This is a genomic window from Bacillus sp. GW821-FHT01G09 (assembly GCF_059422205.1).
Genome location: NZ_JBWKWL010000004.1, coordinates 496,280 through 518,596, shown reverse-complemented (window position 1 = coordinate 518,596; position 22,317 = coordinate 496,280). Strand labels below are relative to the sequence as shown.

General features: G+C 42.4%; 25 protein-coding genes and 2 pseudogenes. 17 read left to right on the top strand and 10 right to left on the bottom strand.

Annotated features, from left to right (window positions below; genetic code table 11):
- The 5 genes from AC07VD_RS16365 to AC07VD_RS16345 all read right to left on the bottom strand — a co-directional run.
- Positions 1-505: hypothetical protein (locus AC07VD_RS16365; protein WP_494724396.1), on the bottom strand; the 505-nt coding region annotated here is incomplete at its 3' end.
- 368 nt (positions 506-873) lie between these two features.
- Positions 874-1,548 (bottom strand): glycosyltransferase family protein, encoded by a 675-nt coding sequence (locus tag AC07VD_RS16360; RefSeq protein ID WP_101502476.1) that lies wholly within the window; start codon positions 1,546-1,548, stop codon positions 874-876.
- Positions 1,545-2,252, bottom strand: a complete 708-nt coding sequence (locus AC07VD_RS16355) for a class I SAM-dependent methyltransferase (protein WP_101502475.1) — start codon at positions 2,250-2,252, stop codon at positions 1,545-1,547. Before AC07VD_RS16355 ends, AC07VD_RS16360 begins: the two co-directional genes overlap by 4 nt.
- A complete protein-coding gene (locus tag AC07VD_RS16350) occupies positions 2,239-3,345 on the bottom strand; it encodes a tetratricopeptide repeat-containing glycosyltransferase family 2 protein (protein WP_101502474.1) in 1,107 nt (368 codons plus the stop codon). The genes AC07VD_RS16355 and AC07VD_RS16350 overlap by 14 nt, the downstream gene beginning before the upstream one ends.
- Complete coding sequence (locus tag AC07VD_RS16345) at positions 3,342-4,718, bottom strand: glycosyltransferase (protein ID WP_101502473.1); 1,377 nt, start codon at positions 4,716-4,718, stop codon at positions 3,342-3,344. The genes AC07VD_RS16350 and AC07VD_RS16345 overlap by 4 nt, the downstream gene beginning before the upstream one ends.
- A gap of 140 nt (positions 4,719-4,858) precedes the next feature.
- On the opposite strand from AC07VD_RS16345, the pseudogene AC07VD_RS16340 reads away from it, so the two are divergent.
- Positions 4,859-5,037, top strand: a pseudogene (locus tag AC07VD_RS16340) (hypothetical protein).
- Complete coding sequence (gene spoIVCA / locus AC07VD_RS16335; protein ID WP_494721843.1) at positions 4,995-6,455, top strand: site-specific DNA recombinase SpoIVCA; 1,461 nt, start codon at positions 4,995-4,997, stop codon at positions 6,453-6,455. Before AC07VD_RS16340 ends, spoIVCA begins: the two are co-directional and overlap by 43 nt.
- Before the next feature lie 27 nt (positions 6,456-6,482).
- On the opposite strand, the pseudogene AC07VD_RS16330 reads toward spoIVCA, so the two are convergent.
- A pseudogene (locus AC07VD_RS16330) lies at positions 6,483-6,833 on the bottom strand (sigma-70 family RNA polymerase sigma factor); the annotation flags it as partial.
- A 195-nt stretch (positions 6,834-7,028) separates the two neighbouring features.
- Here AC07VD_RS16330 and nucB point away from each other — a divergent pair.
- Complete coding sequence (gene nucB, locus AC07VD_RS16325; RefSeq protein ID WP_009967785.1) at positions 7,029-7,439, top strand: sporulation-specific Dnase NucB; 411 nt, start codon at positions 7,029-7,031, stop codon at positions 7,437-7,439.
- Between the two features lie 32 nt (positions 7,440-7,471).
- On the opposite strand, the gene AC07VD_RS16320 is transcribed toward nucB, so the two are convergent.
- A complete protein-coding gene (locus tag AC07VD_RS16320; protein WP_024572277.1) occupies positions 7,472-8,194 on the bottom strand; it encodes a YqeB family protein in 723 nt (240 codons plus the stop codon).
- A 251-nt stretch (positions 8,195-8,445) separates the two neighbouring features.
- Here AC07VD_RS16320 and gnd point away from each other — a divergent pair, with 251 nt between their 5' ends.
- On the top strand, positions 8,446-9,339 hold the full coding sequence (gene gnd / locus AC07VD_RS16315; protein ID WP_046160611.1) for a phosphogluconate dehydrogenase (NAD(+)-dependent, decarboxylating): 894 nt from the start codon (positions 8,446-8,448) through the stop codon (positions 9,337-9,339).
- A 19-nt stretch (positions 9,340-9,358) separates the two neighbouring features.
- On the opposite strand, the gene AC07VD_RS16310 is transcribed toward gnd, so the two are convergent.
- A complete protein-coding gene (locus AC07VD_RS16310) occupies positions 9,359-9,985 on the bottom strand; it encodes a TVP38/TMEM64 family protein (protein ID WP_217018197.1) in 627 nt (208 codons plus the stop codon).
- A gap of 186 nt (positions 9,986-10,171) precedes the next feature.
- Between AC07VD_RS16310 and cwlH the strand changes: the two genes are divergently transcribed.
- Positions 10,172-10,924 carry an N-acetylmuramoyl-L-alanine amidase CwlH gene (gene cwlH / locus AC07VD_RS16305; RefSeq protein ID WP_041351697.1) on the top strand — a complete coding sequence of 251 codons (753 nt, stop codon included), beginning with the start codon at positions 10,172-10,174 and terminating at the stop codon, positions 10,922-10,924.
- 251 nt (positions 10,925-11,175) lie between these two features.
- Positions 11,176-11,907, top strand: coding sequence for an SGNH/GDSL hydrolase family protein (locus AC07VD_RS16300; protein WP_003229964.1), 732 nt, complete (start codon positions 11,176-11,178; stop codon positions 11,905-11,907).
- 305 nt (positions 11,908-12,212) lie between these two features.
- On the opposite strand, the gene AC07VD_RS16295 is transcribed toward AC07VD_RS16300, so the two are convergent.
- Positions 12,213-12,353, bottom strand: a complete 141-nt coding sequence (locus AC07VD_RS16295; protein ID WP_003226124.1) for a sporulation histidine kinase inhibitor Sda — start codon at positions 12,351-12,353, stop codon at positions 12,213-12,215.
- A gap of 362 nt (positions 12,354-12,715) precedes the next feature.
- Between AC07VD_RS16295 and AC07VD_RS16290 the strand changes: the two genes are divergently transcribed.
- From AC07VD_RS16290 to AC07VD_RS16255, 8 genes are read left to right on the top strand one after another with little or no spacing between them, the layout of a single operon-like run.
- Complete coding sequence (locus tag AC07VD_RS16290) at positions 12,716-13,234, top strand: YqeG family HAD IIIA-type phosphatase (RefSeq protein ID WP_003226126.1); 519 nt, start codon at positions 12,716-12,718, stop codon at positions 13,232-13,234.
- Positions 13,235-13,237: 3 nt separating this feature from the next.
- The gene (yqeH, locus tag AC07VD_RS16285) at positions 13,238-14,338 is read left to right on the top strand and encodes a ribosome biogenesis GTPase YqeH (protein ID WP_003229966.1); all 1,101 of its coding nucleotides are present in this window, start codon (positions 13,238-13,240) and stop codon (positions 14,336-14,338) included.
- A gap of 17 nt (positions 14,339-14,355) precedes the next feature.
- The gene (gene aroE / locus AC07VD_RS16280; RefSeq protein WP_494721805.1) at positions 14,356-15,198 is read left to right on the top strand and encodes a shikimate dehydrogenase; all 843 of its coding nucleotides are present in this window, start codon (positions 14,356-14,358) and stop codon (positions 15,196-15,198) included.
- Positions 15,192-15,482: a ribosome assembly RNA-binding protein YhbY gene (yhbY, locus tag AC07VD_RS16275; RefSeq protein WP_003226133.1), complete on the top strand. Its 291-nt coding sequence runs from the start codon at positions 15,192-15,194 to the stop codon at positions 15,480-15,482. Before aroE ends, yhbY begins: the two co-directional genes overlap by 7 nt.
- A gap of 11 nt (positions 15,483-15,493) precedes the next feature.
- Positions 15,494-16,063, top strand: a complete 570-nt coding sequence (locus AC07VD_RS16270) for a nicotinate-nucleotide adenylyltransferase (RefSeq protein ID WP_004398676.1) — start codon at positions 15,494-15,496, stop codon at positions 16,061-16,063.
- Positions 16,053-16,613 (top strand): bis(5'-nucleosyl)-tetraphosphatase (symmetrical) YqeK, encoded by a 561-nt coding sequence (gene yqeK / locus AC07VD_RS16265; RefSeq protein WP_014480316.1) that lies wholly within the window; start codon positions 16,053-16,055, stop codon positions 16,611-16,613. The genes AC07VD_RS16270 and yqeK overlap by 11 nt, the downstream gene beginning before the upstream one ends.
- A gap of 17 nt (positions 16,614-16,630) precedes the next feature.
- Positions 16,631-16,987, top strand: a complete 357-nt coding sequence (rsfS, locus tag AC07VD_RS16260) for a ribosome silencing factor (RefSeq protein WP_014477391.1) — start codon at positions 16,631-16,633, stop codon at positions 16,985-16,987.
- Positions 16,984-17,727, top strand: coding sequence for a class I SAM-dependent DNA methyltransferase (locus tag AC07VD_RS16255; protein ID WP_070547553.1), 744 nt, complete (start codon positions 16,984-16,986; stop codon positions 17,725-17,727). The genes rsfS and AC07VD_RS16255 overlap by 4 nt, the downstream gene beginning before the upstream one ends.
- A gap of 65 nt (positions 17,728-17,792) precedes the next feature.
- Here the strand turns inward: AC07VD_RS16255 and comER are convergent, their stop codons facing one another.
- Complete coding sequence (gene comER / locus AC07VD_RS16250) at positions 17,793-18,614, bottom strand: late competence protein ComER (protein ID WP_004398597.1); 822 nt, start codon at positions 18,612-18,614, stop codon at positions 17,793-17,795.
- 83 nt (positions 18,615-18,697) lie between these two features.
- Between comER and comEA the strand changes: the two genes are divergently transcribed.
- From comEA to AC07VD_RS16235, 3 genes are all read left to right on the top strand, one after another.
- Positions 18,698-19,318, top strand: a complete 621-nt coding sequence (comEA, locus tag AC07VD_RS16245) for a helix-hairpin-helix domain-containing protein (protein ID WP_212130125.1) — start codon at positions 18,698-18,700, stop codon at positions 19,316-19,318.
- Between the two features lie 66 nt (positions 19,319-19,384).
- Positions 19,385-19,954, top strand: coding sequence for a ComE operon protein 2 (locus AC07VD_RS16240; RefSeq protein WP_003229978.1), 570 nt, complete (start codon positions 19,385-19,387; stop codon positions 19,952-19,954).
- 3 nt (positions 19,955-19,957) lie between these two features.
- Complete coding sequence (locus AC07VD_RS16235; RefSeq protein WP_217018207.1) at positions 19,958-22,288, top strand: DNA internalization-related competence protein ComEC/Rec2; 2,331 nt, start codon at positions 19,958-19,960, stop codon at positions 22,286-22,288.
- The last annotated feature ends 29 nt before the right edge of the window (positions 22,289-22,317 follow it).

Sequence of the window (22,317 nt, the reverse complement as noted above, 5' to 3'; positions counted from 1 at the left end):
CAGGATCAACAGGAGCTACTGGGGAAACAGGATCAACCGGAGCAACAGGACCAACTGGAGTAACAGGGGCAACTGGAGCAACCGGAGTAACAGGCCCGACAGGAGCGACTGGAGTGACCGGAGCAACCGGAGCAACTGGAGCAACAGGACCAACCGGATCAACTGGGGCAACAGGGGTAACAGGCCCGACAGGAGCGACAGGAGTGACCGGAGCAACCGGAGTAACTGGAGTAACAGGAGTAACAGGGTCAACTGGAGCAACCGGAGCTACTGGACCAACAGGGTCAACTGGAGCAACCGGAGCTACTGGGGTAACTGGGTCAACCGGAGCAACCGGAGCCACTGGAGCTACAGGTCCAACTGGTTCAACTGGGGCAAATCCGCAGCTGTTTTTCAATGAGGTAGCTGGACCAGTTTCAGTTGCTGTTAACGGTACTGAAACGTCAATTGGGACTTTAAGCGTGCCAACAGTCACTGGGCAATTAATAAAATTAGATCTTGCCATTTCTGTGGATGTTACAACGACAGCTAACTCGAACTTTACTTTCGAAATCAGAGTTTATAGAAACGGCGTATTGGTAGATATACGCTCTGTCCAAAGAAATATTAATGCAGCCACAACGTCAAGGTTTCCAATTGCTACAACGTTTGTAAATACTGCTACTGTCACAGGCACAACTTCTTATGAAGTTAGAATAATCTTTACAACAGTAAGTAATGTGAGCAGCAGTAGCGCACTAAATCTAGATATAAATGCTATTAGGTTCCCTTAATAATAGAGAATAAAAGTCTCCGCTTTTGTTTTAAATTCAGCATATGATACAAGAAACCTACTTTTTGTAAAGTAGGTTTCTTGTTGTGCCCAATGAAGACTTAGCATGTTTCGAAATATTCCTCCAAAAATTTTTTAAGGTAATAAGAATACTGGCCTGAATCAAACTCATTGCCGCATGCATGTAAGATCCACGGCTCTTTCTGATGAGGGATGCCCAATATATATCCTTTTTTTCTGAACTCAAAACATTGAGAAGTATCATATAAATGCCATCCGTCAAAAATATCTTTTCGCCATGGAACATCGTACTGAGTCGCCAGTAATAAACCGTCTAATGCTTGAACTGTTTTCACAGTTTCATCAATTTCTTGAAATGATAAATAACTGTACGTGCTACGGTATTCAATGACTTTTCCGACTTTTTTAGAAGCCTCCCACCAAATCCCGCTTTGCGGCACTTCTTCAGCTCCTATGACACCTATCATGCCCAGACCATCATTCTGCTGAAAGACATGAAGGATATCATAAATAAAGGAACGATTGATAATACATGTGTCCTGATGTAAATACACTTTATATTTTGAGTCTGAGTCCTCCATTGCCGCTTGGTAGCCGGAGGCCATACTGTCTGCGTCTCGGATATTAATTAATTCTACCTTCATATGCGGCGGTACGGAAAGAGACTGAATATGTCTTAGACAGAGATCATAAAGGGTATCGTCATTCACACATGTAATGAAGCTAATTGAATTTTCATTTGTATGCTGATTCATCTTTTCTCTGCCTTTATGACATATTGATAGGCTCTGACTTCCTCCTCAAAATCTGTGTAGTGAATACCCATGCATGCTCTGACGTGAGCCAGTTTACTGATCATTTTTTCATAATAGTCAGTTGTAAAGGGAATGGGCTCAATTTGACTGATTTTATAATCTGTTTCATGAAACATCTTTTTCATTTCCTGCAGGGTAAAAAAACGGAGGTGTGTTTTATCGAGCAGCCCTGCCTGTGTATACGTCCATTTGCCGGACAGCAGACTCTCGAAAATTGAGATGTGCCCGATATGCGGGATGCTTGCCAAAATGTTTCCTGTCTCTTTTACATAAGGCTTTAGGTTACGTAAAACTGTCCACGGGTCTTTTAAGTGTTCCAATACATCGCCGAATATAATGTGATCAAATGTATTTTTTTGAAAAGGCAGCTTCAGTGTTTCAATGTCTCCCGTTATTACTTCGTCAATACGATGAGCTGCTTTTTCGGCAGCTGGTGGATAGGACTCGATCCCGTAATAGGAGCAATTCGTTTTTTCCTTAACAGCTGCGCCAAATAAGCCTTCAGCGCATCCGACTTCAAGAATAGTTTTAGCATCTGTTTCTATTAGATTGAATAGCTGCCAGTTGATGCCTTTGTAATACTCTTTATCTTTTAAATGATACTCTTTCATAGACTCAGCTAGTGACCTTTTATTGTTTTCCATGCTGTTCACCTCCGGAGCTAGCTTGCTGGTGAAGGATATCTTCAAAATATTTTTTGTTAGCTAGCATTCTTGAATCATGGGGACGGTATTGCAATGCCGATTCATTATGCTGATAGGCAAGCTGATGCTGGCCGAGTTTATCGTAGCAGACGGCTAATTGCAGGTGGGGAAGCCAGGTCGCGCAGGTGCGATTTTGAAAAGCCAGACTTTCCGCACCTTTGTTTTCTATTGCTTTTTCATACCAATAGACCGCACTTTGAAAATCGTTTTTCTCAAAAAAAGAGAATCCCAGCCTGCAGCATGTTTCTGCTCTAGGCGGTCCATAGACGAGCGTGTGGAGCACCCAGCTTAATTCTTTTTCCTTCAGTCCCAATGAATGATAGCAGTCTGCTAATTTATTGCACGCTCTGATATTATCCTCGACCCATCCCTGCTTCGTTTGTAAAAAACGTAAATAGTACTCAATCGCTTGCTCCATTTTTCCGTGATCACACAACTCGTTCGCATAGTAAAATAAATCTCTTGGCGAAAAATCCTTTCCAGAAGAAGCCATTTTTTCATAAATCCGCAGGTTTCGGTCTGCATCATGGCTAAGTGGCATGTGAGAAACCGCCGCTTCACTATGGTGGAGGTTTCCGTACACTTCCAAATATTCATGGACGGCGCCAATCCACTTAAAACCCTTTTCTCGCTTTACAAGCCGATATCTCCTTAAGCTGGATGTGACGTTATGTTCTTCATCAAACGCCAAGTGATATTTCATTGAGACTGCGTCAATATGTGGATCAAGCGTTCTTTTTAAATCCAGCAACAGCTTTTGATCCTTCTCGGTAAACACGTCGTCGGCATCAAGCCATAAAATATAGTCGGCCGTTGCCTGCTGAAACGAAAAATTTCGGGCTGCCGCAAAATCGTCGATCCATTTAAAATCAAAGATTCGGTCTGTATAACGAGCAACAATGTCTTTCGTCTTGTCAACTGACCCGGTATCAACAATGTTGATTTCATCGGCTATCTCCCGCACAGAATCTAAGCAGCGGCCAATAACAGCCTCTTCATTTTTAACAATCATACATAAACTGATTGAAATCACATTGCCACCCCCGCTTCATTATTTTTTTTCTTTATGACATGAACAAACATGTAATCAATATGAGCATGTTTTGATGGATGATCTAAAGGCAGACCAAACTGTCCGGAGAGAAATTTTAGTTCTTGTAAAAACAGCAGTATCTTTGGTTCAGGAACGGCGGAATGAGTAGTGACTGACTTTATTTCATAAAGATGTGTTGGAAATAGTGTGTTTACGTTTTGAGGTGTGATGAAATGATTGTGTGAAGGTGTTTCGCATAATAAAGAGATCAGCGTATCTGCATAAGCTGTATTCGGGATGCTGCAGATCAACGAGCCTGAAGGCTTTAGATAACCTGCTAGAGCCTCAATTGTTCGCTGTGGATTGTTCGAGTAATTCAAAAGGTCTCCTACCATCATTGCATCGAAAAAAACCTCTGGATAAGGAAAATTGCATCTTTCCACATCTGCCGAAATGACTTGTTCATAATAGGTTGCTGCGATTGACCGTAACAACGCATCCTCTTCAATTCCATACAATGTACAGGTTTGCCGGTTCAGAAGCTCTATACCACTAGCTCCCGCACCGCAGCCAATATGCAGGATGGAATGGGATGAGGAAGGTACAAGCGCTGTCAGCTCTGGATGGGGATCTGTAAAAGCCAACACATCCTGTTTCCATTTATCTATGAATATTTGGCGGTTGACCTGATATAACCGGCTGATGTTTAAATCGGGATTGCCGGAAAATGTGGCATGCCCTTGATGATGCACAAACGAATCAAGAGCGATCTTCAGTTGATATCCTTCCTGCAGAGCGCGTAGACATAAATCATCATCTTCAAATGAACCAACTTCAAAACGCTCGTCAAATCCGCCGATTTTATCCAATACCTCTTTTTTGACAAGAAGGCAAAATCCAACCAGCCTTAAAACAGCTCTTGATTTGCCCCGATGTTCCATACCATGACGCTGAGAAAAATGTTCGATTTCTTCTAAGCTGGTATAGTCAACCGAGATTTGCTGTGGTCCACTAACATAATTGCTTACAGGACCGACCATGCCGATTTTGTCATCCTGATAAAGCAGCTTGACCATTGGCTCCAGCCATTGACTTGTTACAACAGTATCGTTGTTTAAAAAAAGAATGTTGTCCCCTGTAGCAACTTCAAGCCCTTGATTGCAGGCTTTTGCGAAGCCTTTGTTCGTTTTATTAAAAATCACTTTAATTGAAGAGAGCTGTTTGAGGTAGTCACATGTACCATCAGAAGAGCCGTTATCTACAACAATTATTTCAATACAGTCACTAATTGTATGCTTCCATATGCTCTTCAAGCATTGTTTTGTTAAAACCAATTGATTATAAGTCAGTATAATAATACTCGTTTTCATCATAACCCCGCCCTTCACCTTATCATTCGCATACTATATGTATATCGTAATGTTCAGACAGAATGATTCCTTCCTAACTTTTATAATCACCTCATTAGGACAAACAGTAATTACATAGCATTATCCAAGGGGTGATGCATTTTATGAAGGTGATTATCATGGAGGGACCGCAAGCTGACAAATGCATTAACGATTGCTATCATTATTTAATAAAACTTTATAGGAAGGAGATCCAGGGTGATAGCAATATATGTAAGGGTATCGACCGAGGAACAAGCGATCAAGGGATCGAGCATCGACAGCCAGATCGAAGCCTGTATAAAGAAAGCAGGGACTAAGGATGTACTGAAGTATTCAGATGAAGGATTTTCTGGAGAGCTTTTAGAACGTCCGGCTTTGAATCGCTTGAGGGAGGATGCAAGCAAGGGACTTATAAGTCAAGTCATTTGTTACGATCCTGACCGTCTTTCTCGGAAATTAATGAATCAGCTTATCATTGATGACGAATTGCGAAAGCGAAACATACCTTTGATTTTTGTAAATGGTGAATACGCCAATTCTCCAGAAGGCCAATTATTTTTCGCTATGCGCGGAGCGATCTCGGAATTTGAAAAAGCCAAAATCAAAGAACGAACATCTAGTGGCCGACTTCAAAAAATGAAAAAAGGCATGATCATTAAAGATTCCAAACTATATGGCTATAAATTTGTTAAAGAGAAAAGAACTCTTGAGATATTTGAAGAGGAAGCAAAAATTATTCGGATGATTTTCAACTACTTCACTGATCATAAGAGCCCTTTTTTCGGCAGAGTAAATGGTATTGCTCTGCATTTAACTCAGATGGGGGTCAAAACAAAAAAAGGCGCCAAAGTATGGCACAGGCAGGTTGTTCGACAGATATTGATGAACTCTTCTTATAAGGGTGAACACAAACAGTATAAATATGACACTGAGGGTTCCTATGTTTCAAAACAGGCAGGAAACAAATCTATAATTAAAATAAGACCTGAAGAAGAGCAAATCACTGTTAAAATTCCAGCAATTATTCCAGCCGAACAATGGGATTATGCTCAAGAACTCTTAGGTCAAAGTAAAAGAAAACACTTGAGTATCAGCCCTCACAATTATTTGTTATCGGGTTTGGTTAGATGCGGAAAATGCGGAAATACCATGACAGGGAAGAAAAGAAAATCACATGGTAAAGACTACTATGTATATACTTGCCGGAAAAATTATTCTGGCGCAAAGGATCGCGGCTGCGGAAAAGAAATGTCTGAGAATAAATTGAACCGGCATGTATGGGGGGAGATTTTTAAATTCATCACCAATCCTCAAAAATATGCTTCTTTTAAAGAGATTGAACAATCAAATCACCTGTCTGATGAATTAGAACTTATTCAAAAAGAGATAGAGAAAACAAAAAAAGGCCGCAAGCGTCTTTTAACGCTAATCAGCCTAAGCGATGACGATGATTTAGATATTGATGAAATCAAAGCACAAATTATTGAGCTGCAAAAAAAGCAAAACCAGCTTACTGAAAAGTGTAACGAAATTCAATCAAAAATGAAAGTCCTGGATGATACAAGCTCAAGTGAAAATGCTCTAAAGAGAGCCATCGACTATTTTCAATCAATCGGTGCAGATAACTTAACTCTTGAAGATAAAAAAACAATTGTTAACTTTATCGTGAAAGAAGTTACCGTTGTGGATTCTGACACCGTATATATTGAAACTTATTAAAGAGGGGTGTATGCACCCCCCTTTTGTAATTACAATCTCATTTTCAATACACCTCGCAGCATACGTCGCCAGCTTTGTCCCTTTTCCAGCGGAATAGCTTTCAATTCCTTTAATAAGCCCGATCGTTCCGATGGAGATTAAGTCCTCTGCATCCTCACCTGTATTTTCGAACTTTTTCACAATATGGGCGACCAAGCGAAGATTATGCTCAATCAGCATGTTTCTGGCATGTTCATCCCCTTTAGCCATGAGCTCTAAGTATTTTTTTTCCTCGCTGCTTGAGAGCGGTTGTGGAAAGGCATTGTTTTTCACGTAAGATACTAAAAAGACAAGCTCTTTAACAACAAAGCCGAGCGCTGCGAAAACACCTGTCACCATCGTCACCTCCACAAAAGTATGTAGGCAAAAGCCTATATGTAAATGTATGTGACCGGGAGGCTGTCTGTGTCTGTACCGGGAAATTTCTCGCGGGGGAGTCCGGCTTTTGTAAGCAGCATACTAACTTCAAATGTTAAAAATAATCTTTATCAAGCGCCCATACATTGAAATGAACAAAGGTATGGGGGGATGGGAATGAAAAAATGGATGGCAGGCCTGTTTCTTGCTGCAGCAGTTCTTCTTTGTTTAATGGTTCCGCAACAGATCCAAGGCGCATCTTCGTATGACAAAGTGTTATATTTTCCGCTGTCTCGTTATCCGGAAACCGGCAGTCATATTAGAGATGCGATTGCAGAGGGACATCCAGATATTTGTACCATTGACAGAGATGGAGCAGACAAAAGGCGGGAGGAATCTTTAAAGGGAATCCCGACCAAGCCGGGCTATGACCGGGATGAGTGGCCGATGGCGGTCTGCGAGGAAGGCGGCGCAGGGGCTGATGTCCGATATGTGACGCCTTCTGATAATCGCGGCGCCGGCTCGTGGGTAGGGAATCAAATGAGCAGCTATCCTGACGGCACCAGAGTGCTGTTTATTGTGCAGTAATAAAGAAGAGGCTCTTTCTTGAGCCTCTGTTGTTACAATCCTTCGCCGTGCTGAATTTTAGGGGGATAGGTTTCTGCTTTTCGCCAATATTGGCGTGTGCCTTCGTCCCGTACAACGATGCCCAGCTGTGCCAGTTCGAGACGGAATTCTTCAATATCGTCTTTTTCTTCGTCCTGCAGCGCTTTGTGACGAGCTTTTAATAAGGCATGGGCGCCTTGCGATAGGTCTGGTGCATCAGGAATCCATCGGCGAAATTGATCTTTAAACGGATCACCATCTGTTGCCCATTCGTAATGATGCTGTCTAAAGGCCTTCTCAACGTTTACTGTTTTTTCATCAATTTCTTCCCGTACCAATTCATATCCGGCTGTTCCCAGGAGGACAAGCCGTTTGTGATCCATAAATACAAGAGCGATGTCATCGGAATGAATTGTTTGCACTTTTTTTCCTTTGATGAATTCCACTGTGTTATCTGTAATTTTGACAGACAGCAGCATTGCAATAACAGAATGAGCGAACCAAATCCCCGCACACATACCGAGAAGAGCAGTGATAAATGCAGCTGTAGATCCCTGAAAAGAGGTAATGAGCCGAAGCGGTCCTTCAAGAGGGATCCACGGGAGGGATAATGCCCATTTCGCAATCTGCGGGATAAAATACCCGATTGCAAAACCGATGATTGCAAGTGCAGCGTATAAAAAGAATACAGCGGTTTTCGTAACTCCAATAAGAGTATGAGATTGATTCTGCAACATGTCACCTTCTTTTTACTGAAAAAATCGAAATCCTTCCCATATTTTAACTTAAACTGATGGTAAATCAAGGATAAAGCGATAATTATGGATATAAAGAGATTCAGTAATAGAACTGGCAGGCGCCGTCGGTCATGAAAAATAAAATTTACATGCGCAGACGATGTAAGCCCCATTTGTTTTCTGCGTATCACAATACAATCCAAAGGGAACATAAAGAGTAAAGGCTTTTTAGACAATCAGGAGGAACAGATATGAAAATCGGATTAATCGGCTTAGGGAAAATGGGCATAAACATAGGAAAGCAATTCATTGACCGCAATCATCAAGCGGTAGGATATGATGTAAATCAAGCGGCTGTTGATGAACTGAAAGCATACGGGGCTGAGGGGACAACGAATCTTAAAGAGTTAATTTCTTTATTAGACCCGCCGCGTATCCTATGGGTTATGGTACCGCATAGCATTGTCGATGCTGTTTTGCGTGATGTATCACCTTTATTAAGTAAAGGCGATATGATTATCGAAGCTGGAAACTCTCATTATAAAGAATCAATTCGCCGCTACAATCAAATGAAAGAAGCGGGTATCCATTATCTCGATGCCGGAACGTCAGGCGGAATGGAAGGCGCACGGCATGGAGCCTGTTTTATGGTGGGGGGCGACCATGAAGCATGGGAGATTGTGGAACCGCTTTTTCGTGATACCGCCGTCGAAAATGGTTATCTATACGCTGGTGAAGCGGGAAGCGGACATTTTTTAAAAATGATCCATAATGGAATTGAGTATGGAATGATGGCCGCGATTGGTGAAGGATTTGAAGTGCTTGAAAACAGCCAATTTGATTTTGACTATGAGAAGGTTGCCAGAGTGTGGAATCATGGTTCTGTCATTCGTTCTTGGCTTATGGGACTGACTGAGCGAGCTTTCTCTAAGGATGCGAAACTGGATCAGATCAAGGGCATTATGCATTCCTCAGGTGAAGGAAAATGGACGGTGGAAACCGCGCTTGATCTGCAGACGGCAACTCCGGTCATCGCCATGTCACTGATGATGAGATACCGTTCTTTAACAGACGATACGTTTACAGGAAAGGTGGTCGCTGCGCTTCGAAATGAATTTGGAGGCCATGCGACAGAAAAAAAGTAAGGGGGCCAAACAAGCCTCCTTATTTTTTTGGCATCTTCAGAAGATGAGGGAACTTTTTATAAATGACCACCATGATGATCAGAATATATGTACCGTAAATGCTGATAGACAATAATTTATTGCTGGTGAAATTGGCACCTGCAATAGTGACAACAACAATATTGGGGATTTTCCCTATTAAAGACGCAAAGAAAAAAACATGCCAGCGAACTTGGCTCAGCCCGCAGATCACGTTCATTACAAGTGAAGGTATGACAGGTATCAGCCTTCCTAATAAAACAGCGGTAAAAGCGTTTTTGTTGAAGGAAGCCTCGTAGCTCTGTATGGCAGGATAGGCCTGAACTTTTTTTCTGGCCCAATCTCTAAAACTGTACCTGGCGAGAAAAAACAGCAATATTGTACCAAGCATTGAGCCGGTCAGTGTAATCCAAATTCCATTTGCAGTCCCGAACACTGCGCCATTTAAAGCAGCAATCAAAGCAAACGGCACTATTGGGAAAAAAACATCGGCAGCAATCAGCAGCATACTAAATAAAACGGAAAACATCCCTCCTGCTTTGATTGCATCAAGCCAAGCTTCTTTCTGAAAAAAACCGACTGCAATGATAGCAATAATCACAAGTATACCTATTACTTTTTTTAACATGTCTATGGTCACTCCCAACTTAGGTGATGTCAGGAGCCAAAACCTCCGTCATCTAAATTAGTATAACTGGTGCCATTTCAGCGGTTCAACTGAAAACCAGGTTGAGAACACAATTCTTTTTTACCTCATAAAAAAGGCTGTCCATCTCTCTGTTTTCTGCATTCTTAATAATAGGGAGGGATAGAAATGGTAACCATAAAAAAGGATTTTATACCGGTATCAAATGATAATCGTCCTGGCTATGCGATGACGCCTGCTTATATTACGGTGCATAATACAGCGAATACAGCAAAAGGCGCTGATGCGAAAATGCACGCCAATTTTGTAAAAAACCCGAGCACATCCGAAAGCTGGCATTTTACAGTTGACGATTCAGTCATTTATCAGCATCTCCCGATAGATGAAAACGGCTGGCATGCGGGAGACGGTACAAACGGGACAGGAAACCGCAAATCGATCGGGATTGAAATCTGCGAAAATGCTGATGGCGATTTTGAAAAAGCAACATCAAATGCCCAGTGGCTGATCAGAAAGCTGATGAAGGAAAACAATATTCCGTTAAATCGTGTTGTTCCCCACAAAAAATGGTCTGGGAAAGAATGTCCGCGGAAACTCTTGAACCACTGGAACTCTTTTATAAACGGAATTTCTTCCTCGGATACACCTCCAAAAGAACCTTTACCATCATATCCTCTGCCGTCTGGGGTTATAAAGCTCACTTCGCCTTATCGAAAGGGCACAAACATTCTCCAGCTGCAAAAGGCTTTAGCTGCACTTCACTTTTACCCTGATAAGGGAGCCAAAAACAATGGCATAGATGGAGTTTACGGACCGAAAACAGCGAATGCCGTCAAGCGTTTTCAGCTCATGAACGGATTAACTGCAGACGGGATTTATGGGCCAAAAACAAAGGCCAAGCTTAAATCGAAGTTAAAGTAAATGCAGGATTTAACGGATAACCTGTTTCCAGTGCGGATCCAGGTTATTTTCTTTTCTTTGGTTTGTGTGTTTTTCAGATTGGAAAGAAGGGAATTTTAAAAAATCATCAGCTGCGCCGCAATGAAAGCAGAATGATATTCACTGAGGGGGACACGTTAACTATAGGAAAAAACAGTGATAGCGAAAAACTCTTCATTGAACGAAGAGAAACAGAGGTATAACATTAAGGTGAGGCTTTTGGGGGTGTAAAGATGAAACATTTTATCATCCTTTTCCTTCTGCTGTTCGTTACAGCAGGATGCGAGGGAAGGGGATACGAAGACGTTGTAGCATTTGGTGACAGCAATACGCGTGGCTCTAATTGGGATTATCGCGATTATCCAAAAGCACAGCAGTGGGTCAATATATTAAAAACAGCTGAGCGCGGTAACCTTGACATACTCAATGCGGGAATCGGCGGACAGACGACAGAGGATGCCCGTCTCCGATTTCAGACAGATGTGCTGGATCAAAAACCGAAGTATTTGTTTATTATGTTCGGCACCAATGACGCTGCCATACTGACTGAGGGGAAACCGAGAGTGTCGAAGCAGCGTTTTAGAGAAAATCTGGTTTATTTTATTGAAGAAAGCAGAAAACACGGAATCAAGCCAATCTTAATGACGTGTATCCCAATTATAGAAGGTAATGGGAAGCATCATTTGTTTTACTATTCCAGATATCAAGCAGCTGCTTTTGAACCAAAAGGCGGAGCAAGGAAATGGCACAACTCATATAACGATATTACAAGAGATGTGTCGAAGCGCCTGGATGTCCCTCTTGTAGATAACTGGAAGCATTTTATAGAAGCAGACGGCGGAAAAGCAACTGATGAAGCGCTTATCCAATCTGGTCTTATAGATCCTTCTGGAAATCATATGACACCTAAAGGGGCAAGGATCGTATATGAAGGAATACAAGATGGGCAGATCCTGCAGCGTTGAGCCGGACAACCGCCTAGTCCGATTTATTTCTCCTACATAGGCTGTTATAAAACCTTATTAAGGAGGCGCTTCACATGTATGGCGCAGGCAGAGCATATGGATACGCTTTTATTGTTGTTTTAGTTGTTGTTCTCCTGGTTGTGGGCGGCATATACTGGTTAGCATAATAACCGGCCCTTTAAAACACCTCTTTTTAGGGGTGTTTTTTGCTGAAAATAGTAGTAAAGCGCGCAGCCAAAGTGATATAATATCAGTCATCTGAGTAAAAAAAGGAAATACGCCCGGAAAAAATAGACAAATTCCTATTAAGAAGATACGGAAATAATATGTCCGAGCGATCTTCTTTTTATTTCGTTTTCAATTAACTCGATAAAGTCACGGTTTAAATTCATTTCGGTGGCTTTGAAATAAGATTCTATTAGTAATTCATCAGACAGTTTTCTCATGCTAGGAACCCAATTAATGGGAGAGGCACCTCCTTAAAAGTTGGAATCATTCATGATTTTAACGCATACAATGATAAGTTGCGTTCATCTGAGGTTGAAGTTATCTTTAATCTACCATGAAATGCATATAAGAACAATCGTTCTGTTATCCACACCAAAAAGTGGATAACTTGTGAGTATCGTGTTTATAATTTGTCTAAAGAGTGATGTAATAAGAGTGGATAGTGTGTGTAAATTTATCCACACCTGGTGAAGAAACCCAATTTTTGTCGAAATTTTTTTGCTCAGTTTTTATTTAGGCGCAAGTTCGATTTTTTTCGACAATCATTTTGAGAGAAAGAAAAAAGGGAAGGGTGCGGGTTTTGTTAAAAAAGTTTTTTTTACCTGACGAGTTTGTAAAAAATATTTTTCATATTACACCTGAGAAATTAAAGGAACGAAATGTAAAAGGAATTATTACTGACCTGGATAATACGCTTGTTGAATGGGACAGGCCGAACGCGACGCCGCGATTGATCGAGTGGTTTGAAGAAATGAAGGAACACGGCATTAAAGTGACAATTGTCTCTAATAATAACGAAAGAAGAGTGAAACTTTTCTCAGAACCGCTTGGAATCCCATTCATCTATAAAGCCAGAAAACCGATGGGTAAAGCCTTTAATAGAGCGGTGCGCAATATGGAGCTGAAAAAAGAGGACTGCGTTGTCATCGGAGACCAGCTGCTGACCGATGTACTCGGGGGAAACCGAAACGGCTACCATACGATTTTGGTCGTGCCAGTCGCTTCCTCTGACGGATTCATTACGCGCTTTAACCGCCAGGTCGAACGCAGAATACTGAGTGCTCTCAAACGAAAAGGGCACATTCAGTGGGAGGAGTAAGAAATGGAAAAGGTTGTTTGTATCGGGTGCGGAGTTACGATCCAAACCGAGGACAAAACAGGTTTGGGGTACGCGCCGCCTGCATCACTTACGAAAGAAAATGTGATTTGCCAGCGTTGCTTCAGACTGAAAAACTATAATGAAATACAAGATGTCTCCTTAACTGATGATGATTTTTTGAACATTCTTCACGGTATTGGAGAAACGGACTCTCTTGTCGTAAAAATTGTTGATATTTTTGATTTTAACGGCAGCTGGATTAATGGGCTGCAGCGCTTGGTGGGGGGAAACCCTATCTTATTAGTTGGCAATAAAGCGGATATTTTGCCTAAGTCACTGAAAAGAGAGCGTCTGATCCAATGGATGAAGCGTGAAGCGAAAGAGCTTGGCTTAAAACCGGTTGACGTATTTTTGGTCAGTGCGGGACGCGGCCAGGGAATCAGAGAAGTAATTGACGCGATTGAGCATTACCGCAACGGAAAAGACGTCTATGTTGTCGGATGTACAAATGTAGGAAAGTCAACCTTTATTAACCGGATTATTAAAGAAGTGTCAGGTGAAGAAGATATTATTACAACATCCCAATTTCCTGGCACAACCCTTGATGCGATTGAAATCCCGCTGGATGACGGTTCATCGCTTTATGATACACCTGGAATTATCAACAACCATCAAATGGCGCATTATGTCAATAAAAAGGATCTGAAAATATTATCTCCTAAAAAGGAGCTGAAGCCTCGCACATTCCAGCTTAATGATCAGCAAACACTGTATTTTGGCGGACTTGCAAGGTTTGATTATGTGTCTGGGGAAAGATCTCCTTTTATTTGCTATATGCCGAATGAGCTGATGATTCATAGAACAAAACTTGAAAATGCAGACGCGCTTTATGAAAAGCATGCAGGGGAATTGCTCACACCTCCGGGTAAAGATGAAATGGATGAGTTTCCGGAATTGGTCGCCCATACGTTTACGATAAAAGACAAAAAGACAGATATCGTTTTCTCTGGGTTAGGCTGGGTTACTGTCCATGACGCCGATAAAAAGGTAACTGCATACGCGCCAAAAGGCGTTCATGTATTTGTTCGGCGTTCATTAATTTAAGAAAAGGGGAGAGGAGGATGAAAAAGCTGTACGGGGTTATCGGAAATCCGATTGGCCATTCTATGTCACCTGATATTCATAACGCATCATTGAAAGACCTCGGGCTTGACGGACATTATCATGCCTTCAAGGTAGAAGGGAATGATCTGGAGGATGCGGTAAAAGGAATAAGAGCTCTAGGCGTACAAGGAATCAATGTGACTGTTCCGCACAAGGTTTCCATTATGGATTATCTGGATCATATTGATGAGAGTGCAAAAGTGCTCGGTGCCGTAAACACGGTCAGAAGAGAGGGAGATAAGCTTGTCGGATACAATACCGATGGGGAAGGCTTCGTGAAGTCATTAATGAAGGTATTAGACAAGCCCATCTCTGAACTGTCATTCTTAATGATCGGCGCTGGCGGAGCGGCGAGAGCCATTTTTACAACAATTGTCCGAAATACCCCGAAAAAATTTGACATTTGCAACCGGACGTTAGAAAAAGCAAAGCGGCTTACAGAAGCTACTCCCTCGTTTCACAATAAAGAAGTATTAAGCATAAAAGAAGCAGAAGAACGTCTTGAGCAGTATGATGTTATCATCCATACAACGTCTGTGGGCATGTATCCGAACGTGGACGATGTGCCGCTTTCATTACAGCGTGCCGCGAGCAGTGCCGTCGTATGTGATATCGTGTATAATCCAATACAGACGGCCCTTTTAAAAGAAGCAAGCCAAAAAGGCTTGAAAACACTCGACGGTGTGGGCATGTTTGTTGAACAGGCAGCATTGTCTTTCCAATTGTGGACTGGACAAGAGCCTAATATTGAAAAAATGAGATCCATTGTAATAGGAAAATTAGGAGGAACAGAATGTTAACAGGTAAACAAAAACGTTTTTTGCGTTCAAAAGCGCATCATTTAACGCCGATTTTTCAAGTAGGTAAAGGCGGAGTAAACGACAACATGATTAAACAAATTGCTGAGGCACTTGAAGCGAGAGAGCTCATTAAAGTCAGCGTGCTTCAGAATTGCGAAGAGGATAAAAACGATGTAGCGGAAGCTCTTGTAAAAGGAAGCCGCTCTCAATTGGTGCAGACAATCGGCAATACGATTGTGTTATATAAGGAATCAAAGGAAAATAAACAAATCGAGCTTCCTTAAAGGTGGTTGAAATGAAGAAAATCGGAATTTTCGGAGGCACGTTTGACCCTCCGCATAATGGTCACCTCTTAATGGCGAATGAGGTGCTGTACCAGGCAGGGCTTGATGAAATTTGGTTTATGCCTAATCAAATTCCGCCGCATAAACAGAACGAAGACTATACCGACAGCTTTCATCGCGTGGAAATGCTAAAGCTTGCAATTCAATCTAATCCGTCCTTTAAGCTGGAGCTTGTTGAAATGGAAAGAGAAGGACCGTCATATACCTTTGATACCGTTTCTTTACTGAAGCAGCGTTATCCAAATGATCAGCTGTTCTTTATTATCGGCGCTGATATGATTGAATATTTGCCGAAATGGTATAAGCTGGACGAGCTGCTGAACCTCATTCAATTTATTGGAGTAAAGCGCCCCGGTTTTCATGTTGAAACCCCTTATCCGCTTCTCTTTGCAGACGTTCCGGAATTTGAGGTATCATCAACTATGATAAGGGAACGGTTTAAAAGCAAGAAGCCCACTGACTACTTAATCCCTGATAAAGTGAAGAAGTATGTAGAGGAGAATGGTTTATATGAATCGTGAGGAGGCACTTGCATGCGTGAAGCAGCAATTGACCGAACACCGATATATCCATACGGTTGGCGTGATGAACACGGCGATCGAACTTGCGGAGCGTTTTGGAGCCGATTCTAAAAAAGCGGAAACAGCGGCAATCTTTCATGATTACGCCAAATTCCGCCCGAAAGAAGAAATGAAACAAATTATTGCGCGAGAAAAAATGCCTGCGCATTTATTGGATCATAATCCGGAGCTCTGGCACGCTCCGGTCGGAGCTTATTTGGTCCAAAGAGAGGCAGGGGTTCAAGATGAAGACATTCTTGACGCCATTAGGTATCATACCTCAGGGCGCCCCGGCATGACACTTTTAGAAAAAGTCATTTACGTTGCCGATTACATTGAGCCAAATCGGGCATTTCCCGGTGTCGATGAGGTGCGTAAGCTTGCTGAGACAGATTTGAATCAAGCGCTGATTCAGTCCATTAAAAATACAATGGTTTTTCTTATGAAAAAAAATCAACCGGTTTTTCCAGACACATTTTTAACATATAACTGGCTTGTGTCTGGCAGCTGAACAGGAGGAATTTGTGAATGAACCAAAAGTCCATTTTAAAGATCGCAGCTGCGGCTTGCGACGATAAACGGGCAGAGGATATTTTAGCACTGGATATGGAAGGTATTTCTCTGGTTGCTGATTATTTTCTGATCTGCCACGGAAATTCAGATAAACAGGTACAGGCGATTGCCCGTGAAATCAAGGATCAGGCTGATGAAAACGGCATTCAAGTCAAAAAGATGGAAGGCTTTGATGAAGCAAGATGGGTTCTCGTTGATCTAGGCGATGTAATTGTCCATGTCTTCCACAAGGACGAAAGAAGCTACTACAACCTTGAAAAGCTGTGGGGAGACGCTCCGCTCGCAGATCTTGACTTTGGAATGAATCAATGATTTATCAAGGCTTTGCAAGCGTGTATGACGAGTTAATGTCACACGCGCCTTACGATCAATGGACAAATTGGATTGAAGCATCTCTCCCGGAAAAAGGTCGTATTCTCGATCTGGCATGCGGCACGGGGGAAATCTCCATCCGGCTTGCCGAAAAAGGCTTCGAGGTTACAGGCATCGATCTCAGCGAAGAGATGCTTTCTTTCGCCCAGCAAAAGGTATCGAGTAGCCAGCCTATTTTATTTCTTCAGCAGGATATGAGAGAGATTACCGGCTTTGACGGTCAGTTTGACGCTGTTGTGATATGCTGTGACTCATTAAATTATTTGAAAACAAAAAATGATGTGATCGAAACCTTTAACAGTGTTTTTCGGGTATTAAAGCCTGAAGGCATTCTGCTGTTTGATGTTCATTCATCTTTTAAAATTGCGGAAGTCTTTCCGGATAGCACATTTGCTGACCAGGACGAAGATATCAGCTATATTTGGCAGAGCTTTGCCGGAAGTGACGAGCTTTCTGTCATTCATGATATGTCGTTTTTTGTGTGGAACGGAGAAGCGTATGATCGTTTTGATGAGACACACGAGCAAAGAACGTTCCCGGTGGAAGAATACGAAGAAATGCTTAAGAACTGCGGCTTTCAGCTCCATCGCGTGACAGCTGATTTTACGGATACCGAGCCATCAGCACAATCAGAACGCCTCTTTTTCAAGGCGCAGAAATCAAAAACCATCGTTTCTTAAAACGATGGTTTTTTAAAATGCTTTTTTATGCTTTTGCAGTACAGACGAAAGTATGACATACTCGTCTACACATGAAACTGCTTTTTCACTGCGGAAATATCCTCCTCGTACTTCATATGAGTATTTTGAAATACCCGGTGAAACATATCCTGCACACCGCTTTCCAGCGCTTTAATGCCTTCTCCTGTTACACCGCCTTTAACGCAAACCTTTTCCTGTAATGCAGGCAGGGTATACAATTCGGTTTCTAACAGTTTTCCCATTCCGACAAGCATTTCCTTACACATCAAAATCGCGTCCTGTTTAGACACTGATGTCTCCGAAACAGCTGCATCTATAAACCGCTGGATCAGATAGCTCATAAAAGCGGGGCCGCAGCTTACGATGTCTGATGCAACCCTTGTGATGTCACTTTCAATTTGCAGCGGATGAGAGATATGCTGCATCAGCTCATTGATTTTCGCTTTTGCAGATTCGCCGCAGCTTGTGCCGAACGTGACGAGAGAAACACCTGCCAGCGCTCTGTTCGTAATACTTGGGATCACTCGCGCCACTTGACACGGCACATATTGTTCGAGCTGTTCGGTTTGAACGGGGCTTGTAATTGAAATGAGAATATGATCTTTTCTTAAATAAGGTAGCGCTCTTGCCAGTAAAGGATATATATCAAGCGGCTTAACACAAATAAAAATCATCTCGTTCTCAGAAACGAGCTTTTCGAGACTTTCGGTAACGTTTATGCTGTTGTAGCGGTTTTTTATGTGTAACGCTTTTTCAATTGTGCGGTTTGTGATTGTCATGTTTGAGGGATCGGCTGCTTTTGATTCAATAAATGATTCGATAAGGATCGTACCCATATTTCCTGTGCCGATAAAGCCTATCTTCAATGGTTTCCCCTCCTTTGAGCTATTATCCTCTAAACCATATGTGTTATGAAAATAAAATATGACGAAAGCGGGGAACATGCACGATGAATTGGTTGAATCAGCATAAGAAAGCAATTATTTTAGCGGCTTCTGCGGCTGTTTTCACAACGATTATGATCTTTCTGGCCACAGGGAAAAATAAAGAGCCGGTGAAGCAAGCTGCACCAACAGAGGCAGAAAATACAGTGGTAAAGCAGGAAGCAAACAACGACGAGTCAAACGAAATAATTGTGATAGACATCAAAGGTGCTGTTCAGCATCCTGGCGTTTATGAAATGCGAACAGGGGACAGAGTATCTCAGGCAATTGAGAAAGCGGGCGGGACCAGTGAACAAGCAGACGAAGCGCAAGTAAATTTGGCGGAGATTCTGCAGGACGGGACAGTGGTGTACATCCCGAAAAAGGGAGAGGAAACAGCAGTGCAGCAAGGTGGTGGTGGAGGGTCTGTCCAAAGCGATGGAGGGAAGGGAGCGCTGGTGAATATCAATACAGCAACCTTAGAGGAGTTACAAGGCATCTCAGGGGTGGGGCCATCCAAAGCTGAAGCTATTATTGCATACCGGGAAGAAAACGGTCGTTTCCAAACAATTGAAGATATCACTAAGGTTTCAGGAATAGGTGAAAAGTCATTTGAGAAAATAAAGTCTTCCATTACAGTAAAGTGATTTGACGGTCATGCATTATGATAGGTAAACTAAAGGTCAGGCAATACAACATTTGGAGGGAACAACGTGGAACGAATTTCATGGAATCAATACTTTATGGCTCAAAGCCATTTATTGGCGCTGCGCAGCACATGTCCGAGATTATCTGTCGGCGCTACTATAGTCAGAGACAAACGCATGATAGCAGGAGGCTACAACGGGTCAATCGCGGGCGGCGTACATTGTGCAGATGAAGGATGCTTAATGATAGATGATCATTGTGCAAGAACGATTCACGCTGAAATGAATGCGATTCTTCAATGTTCTAAGTTTGGGGTGCCGACTGATGGAGCGGAGATTTATGTGACGCATTATCCGTGCATTCAATGCTGCAAATCTATTATTCAAGCTGGTATCAAAACGGTTTATTATGCTGAGGATTACAAAACACATCCGTATGCGCAGGAATTATTTGAACAGGCGGGTGTAACTGTTGAACAGGTTGAACTCGATGAAATGATCGTTGATCTGAAAAACAGAGAAAAGCTTTCATTTGTAGCGGGTCTTATAGGGAAATTGGCCGATGCCGGTTTAGCGGAGGAAGAATTGAAAAAGATACATGAACAGGCGAATACACTTTTCACGAGCTACGTGTGATGAATGCGTAATTCGCGTTTGTTATTGCCTATGGCGGCAGCTTCGGCAACGGTTGGAATTACTGCCGCCGCTTATTTCCCCGCTATTTTTCTTTTCATCCTCCTTCTCCTCATCATTTTAATCAAAACGAGGCACGCTTTTCTTATTATTGTTTGTTTCTTCTCTTTTATATTGTTTTTTGTACTGTATGCAGTCACAGATTCTCAGAATGTCTCTTCCTATCGGCAGGGAACTTATCAATTCAAGGCAGTGATTGACACTATTCCCAAAATTGACGGCGACCGTATGTCTATGATGGTTGAGACACCTGATAAGGAAAAATGGGCTGCTGCGTATCGCATTCAGTCTGCTGGTGAAAAAGAACAGCTGTTATACATAGAACCAGGAATGTCATGTGAATTGACTGGTACATTAGAAGAACCGAAACACGCAACTGTGCCGGGTGCATTTGATTATAACGAGTATCTCTATCGGCAGCATATTCATTGGAACTACTCTGTCACGTCTATCCAAAACTGCAGCGAACCTGAAAATTTCAAGTACAAGGTGCTCAGTTTGAGAAAACATATCATATCATTCACAAACAGCCTTCTGCCTCCTGATTCGGCAGGGATTGTACAGGCACTTACAGTTGGTGACAGATTTTATGTGGAGGATGAAGTGCTTACCGCGTATCAAAAGCTTGGTGTTGTCCATCTCTTGGCAATATCAGGACTCCATGTGGGGATTTTGACAGCAGGTTTGTTTTATATCATGATCCGCCTTGGTATAACTAGAGAGAAGGCGTCAATTCTGTTGCTGTTATTTCTGCCGTTCTATGTGATGTTGACCGGCGCTGCTCCTTCAGTGCTACGCGCCGCTCTCATGTCGGGTGTTTACTTAGCTGGAAGTCTTGTCAAATGGCGTGTCCACTCTGCAACTGCAATTTGCCTTTCATACATCGTCCTTCTGCTCTTCAATCCTTATCATCTCTTTGAAGCCGGTTTTCAGCTATCGTTCGCCGTCAGTTTTTCTTTAATTCTATCCTCTTCTATTTTTCAGCAGGTTAAAACCTCCTTGGGACAGCTGACAATTGTATCACTCATCGCTCAGCTGGGCTCGCTTCCGATTCTCCTGTATCATTTTCATCAGTTTTCTATAATTAGCGTACCGATGAATATGTTGATGGTACCATTTTATACCTTCTGTATTTTGCCGGGAGCTGTAGCAGGTGTTCTTCTATTAAGTCTTTCCGCTTCGTTTGGGAGATTGTTTTTCAGCTGGTTTGATTTATTGATAAGCTGGACCAATAGGCTAATCACAAACATTGCAGATGTTGATGTGTTCACGATTATGATCGCACATCCTGCACCTGTTTTGCTTTTTTTATTCACGGTCACGATCATCCTATTGCTTATGGCAATTGAAAAACGCTCCTTGTCGCAGTTGATGGTAACCGGCGGCATTTGCTGCACGGTGCTGTTTCTGCTCTTTGTGTATCCGCGTCTTAGTTCCGAAGGAGAAGTGGATATGCTAGATATTGGGCAGGGTGACAGCATGTATGTAGGTGCTCCGCATCAGCGGGGTCATGTCTTAATTGATACCGGCGGCACTTTGTCTTACTCGTCAGAGCCTTGGCGCGAAAAACAGCATCCGTTTTCACTGGGGGAAAAGGTGCTGATTCCGTTTTTAACTGCTAAGGGAATCAAACAGCTTGATGCTTTAATTCTGACGCACGCTGACCAAGATCATATTGGAGAGGCGGAGACTCTGCTGAAGCATCATAAAGTAAAGCGTCTCATGATTCCGAAAGGGTTCGTTTCTGAACCTAAAGATGAGAAAGTGGTTCAGACAGCCAGAGAAGAGGGAGTGACAATTGAAGAGGTGAAGCGAGGCGATGTATTGCAAATAAAGGATTTGCAGTTCCATGTACTGTCACCTGAAGCACCTGATCCTGCAAGCAAAAATAATTCCTCTCTCGTTCTGTGGATGGAGACCGGCGGTATGAGCTGGATCTTGACAGGTGATCTGGAGAAAGAAGGGGAACAGGAGGTGATGAACGTGTTTCCAAATATTAAAGCAGATGTCTTAAAGGTGGGGCACCATGGGAGCAAAGGCTCTACCGGTGAAGAATTCATCCAACAGCTTCAGCCGAAAACGGCCATTATCTCAGCCGGGAAAAACAATCGGTACCATCATCCTCATCAAGAAGTTCTGCAACTATTACAGAGACATTCTATCCGCGTGCTGCGAACAGATCAAAACGGAACGATCCAATATAGATACAAAAACAGAGTTGGAACCTTTTCTGTCTATCCTCCATATGATACATCAGATATAACAGAGACGAACTAAAAAAGACTGCCGAGAAATCAGCAGCCCGG

Bases quoted from the DNA above. Each gene is read 5' to 3' on its own strand.
- AC07VD_RS16360 (WP_101502476.1), bottom strand. From the start codon at position 1,548: ATGAATCAGCATACAAATGAAAATTCAATTAGCTTCATTACATGTGTG.
- AC07VD_RS16235 (WP_217018207.1), top strand. From the start codon at position 19,958: ATGCGTAATTCGCGTTTGTTATTGCCTATGGCGGCAGCTTCGGCAACG.
- aroE (WP_494721805.1), top strand. From the start codon at position 14,356: ATGAAAAAGCTGTACGGGGTTATCGGAAATCCGATTGGCCATTCTATG.
- cwlH (WP_041351697.1), top strand. From the start codon at position 10,172: ATGGTAACCATAAAAAAGGATTTTATACCGGTATCAAATGATAATCGT.
- AC07VD_RS16310 (WP_217018197.1), bottom strand. From the start codon at position 9,985: ATGTTAAAAAAAGTAATAGGTATACTTGTGATTATTGCTATCATTGCA.
- AC07VD_RS16255 (WP_070547553.1), top strand. From the start codon at position 16,984: ATGATTTATCAAGGCTTTGCAAGCGTGTATGACGAGTTAATGTCACAC.
- yhbY (WP_003226133.1), top strand. From the start codon at position 15,192: ATGTTAACAGGTAAACAAAAACGTTTTTTGCGTTCAAAAGCGCATCAT.
- AC07VD_RS16345 (WP_101502473.1), bottom strand. From the start codon at position 4,718: ATGATGAAAACGAGTATTATTATACTGACTTATAATCAATTGGTTTTA.
- comEA (WP_212130125.1), top strand. From the start codon at position 18,698: ATGAATTGGTTGAATCAGCATAAGAAAGCAATTATTTTAGCGGCTTCT.
- AC07VD_RS16270 (WP_004398676.1), top strand. From the start codon at position 15,494: ATGAAGAAAATCGGAATTTTCGGAGGCACGTTTGACCCTCCGCATAAT.
- AC07VD_RS16295 (WP_003226124.1), bottom strand. From the start codon at position 12,353: ATGAGAAAACTGTCTGATGAATTACTAATAGAATCTTATTTCAAAGCC.
- rsfS (WP_014477391.1), top strand. From the start codon at position 16,631: ATGAACCAAAAGTCCATTTTAAAGATCGCAGCTGCGGCTTGCGACGAT.
- nucB (WP_009967785.1), top strand. From the start codon at position 7,029: ATGAAAAAATGGATGGCAGGCCTGTTTCTTGCTGCAGCAGTTCTTCTT.
- AC07VD_RS16300 (WP_003229964.1), top strand. From the start codon at position 11,176: ATGAAACATTTTATCATCCTTTTCCTTCTGCTGTTCGTTACAGCAGGA.
- AC07VD_RS16320 (WP_024572277.1), bottom strand. From the start codon at position 8,194: ATGTTGCAGAATCAATCTCATACTCTTATTGGAGTTACGAAAACCGCT.
- yqeH (WP_003229966.1), top strand. From the start codon at position 13,238: ATGGAAAAGGTTGTTTGTATCGGGTGCGGAGTTACGATCCAAACCGAG.
- gnd (WP_046160611.1), top strand. From the start codon at position 8,446: ATGAAAATCGGATTAATCGGCTTAGGGAAAATGGGCATAAACATAGGA.
- yqeK (WP_014480316.1), top strand. From the start codon at position 16,053: ATGAATCGTGAGGAGGCACTTGCATGCGTGAAGCAGCAATTGACCGAA.
- AC07VD_RS16355 (WP_101502475.1), bottom strand. From the start codon at position 2,252: ATGGAAAACAATAAAAGGTCACTAGCTGAGTCTATGAAAGAGTATCAT.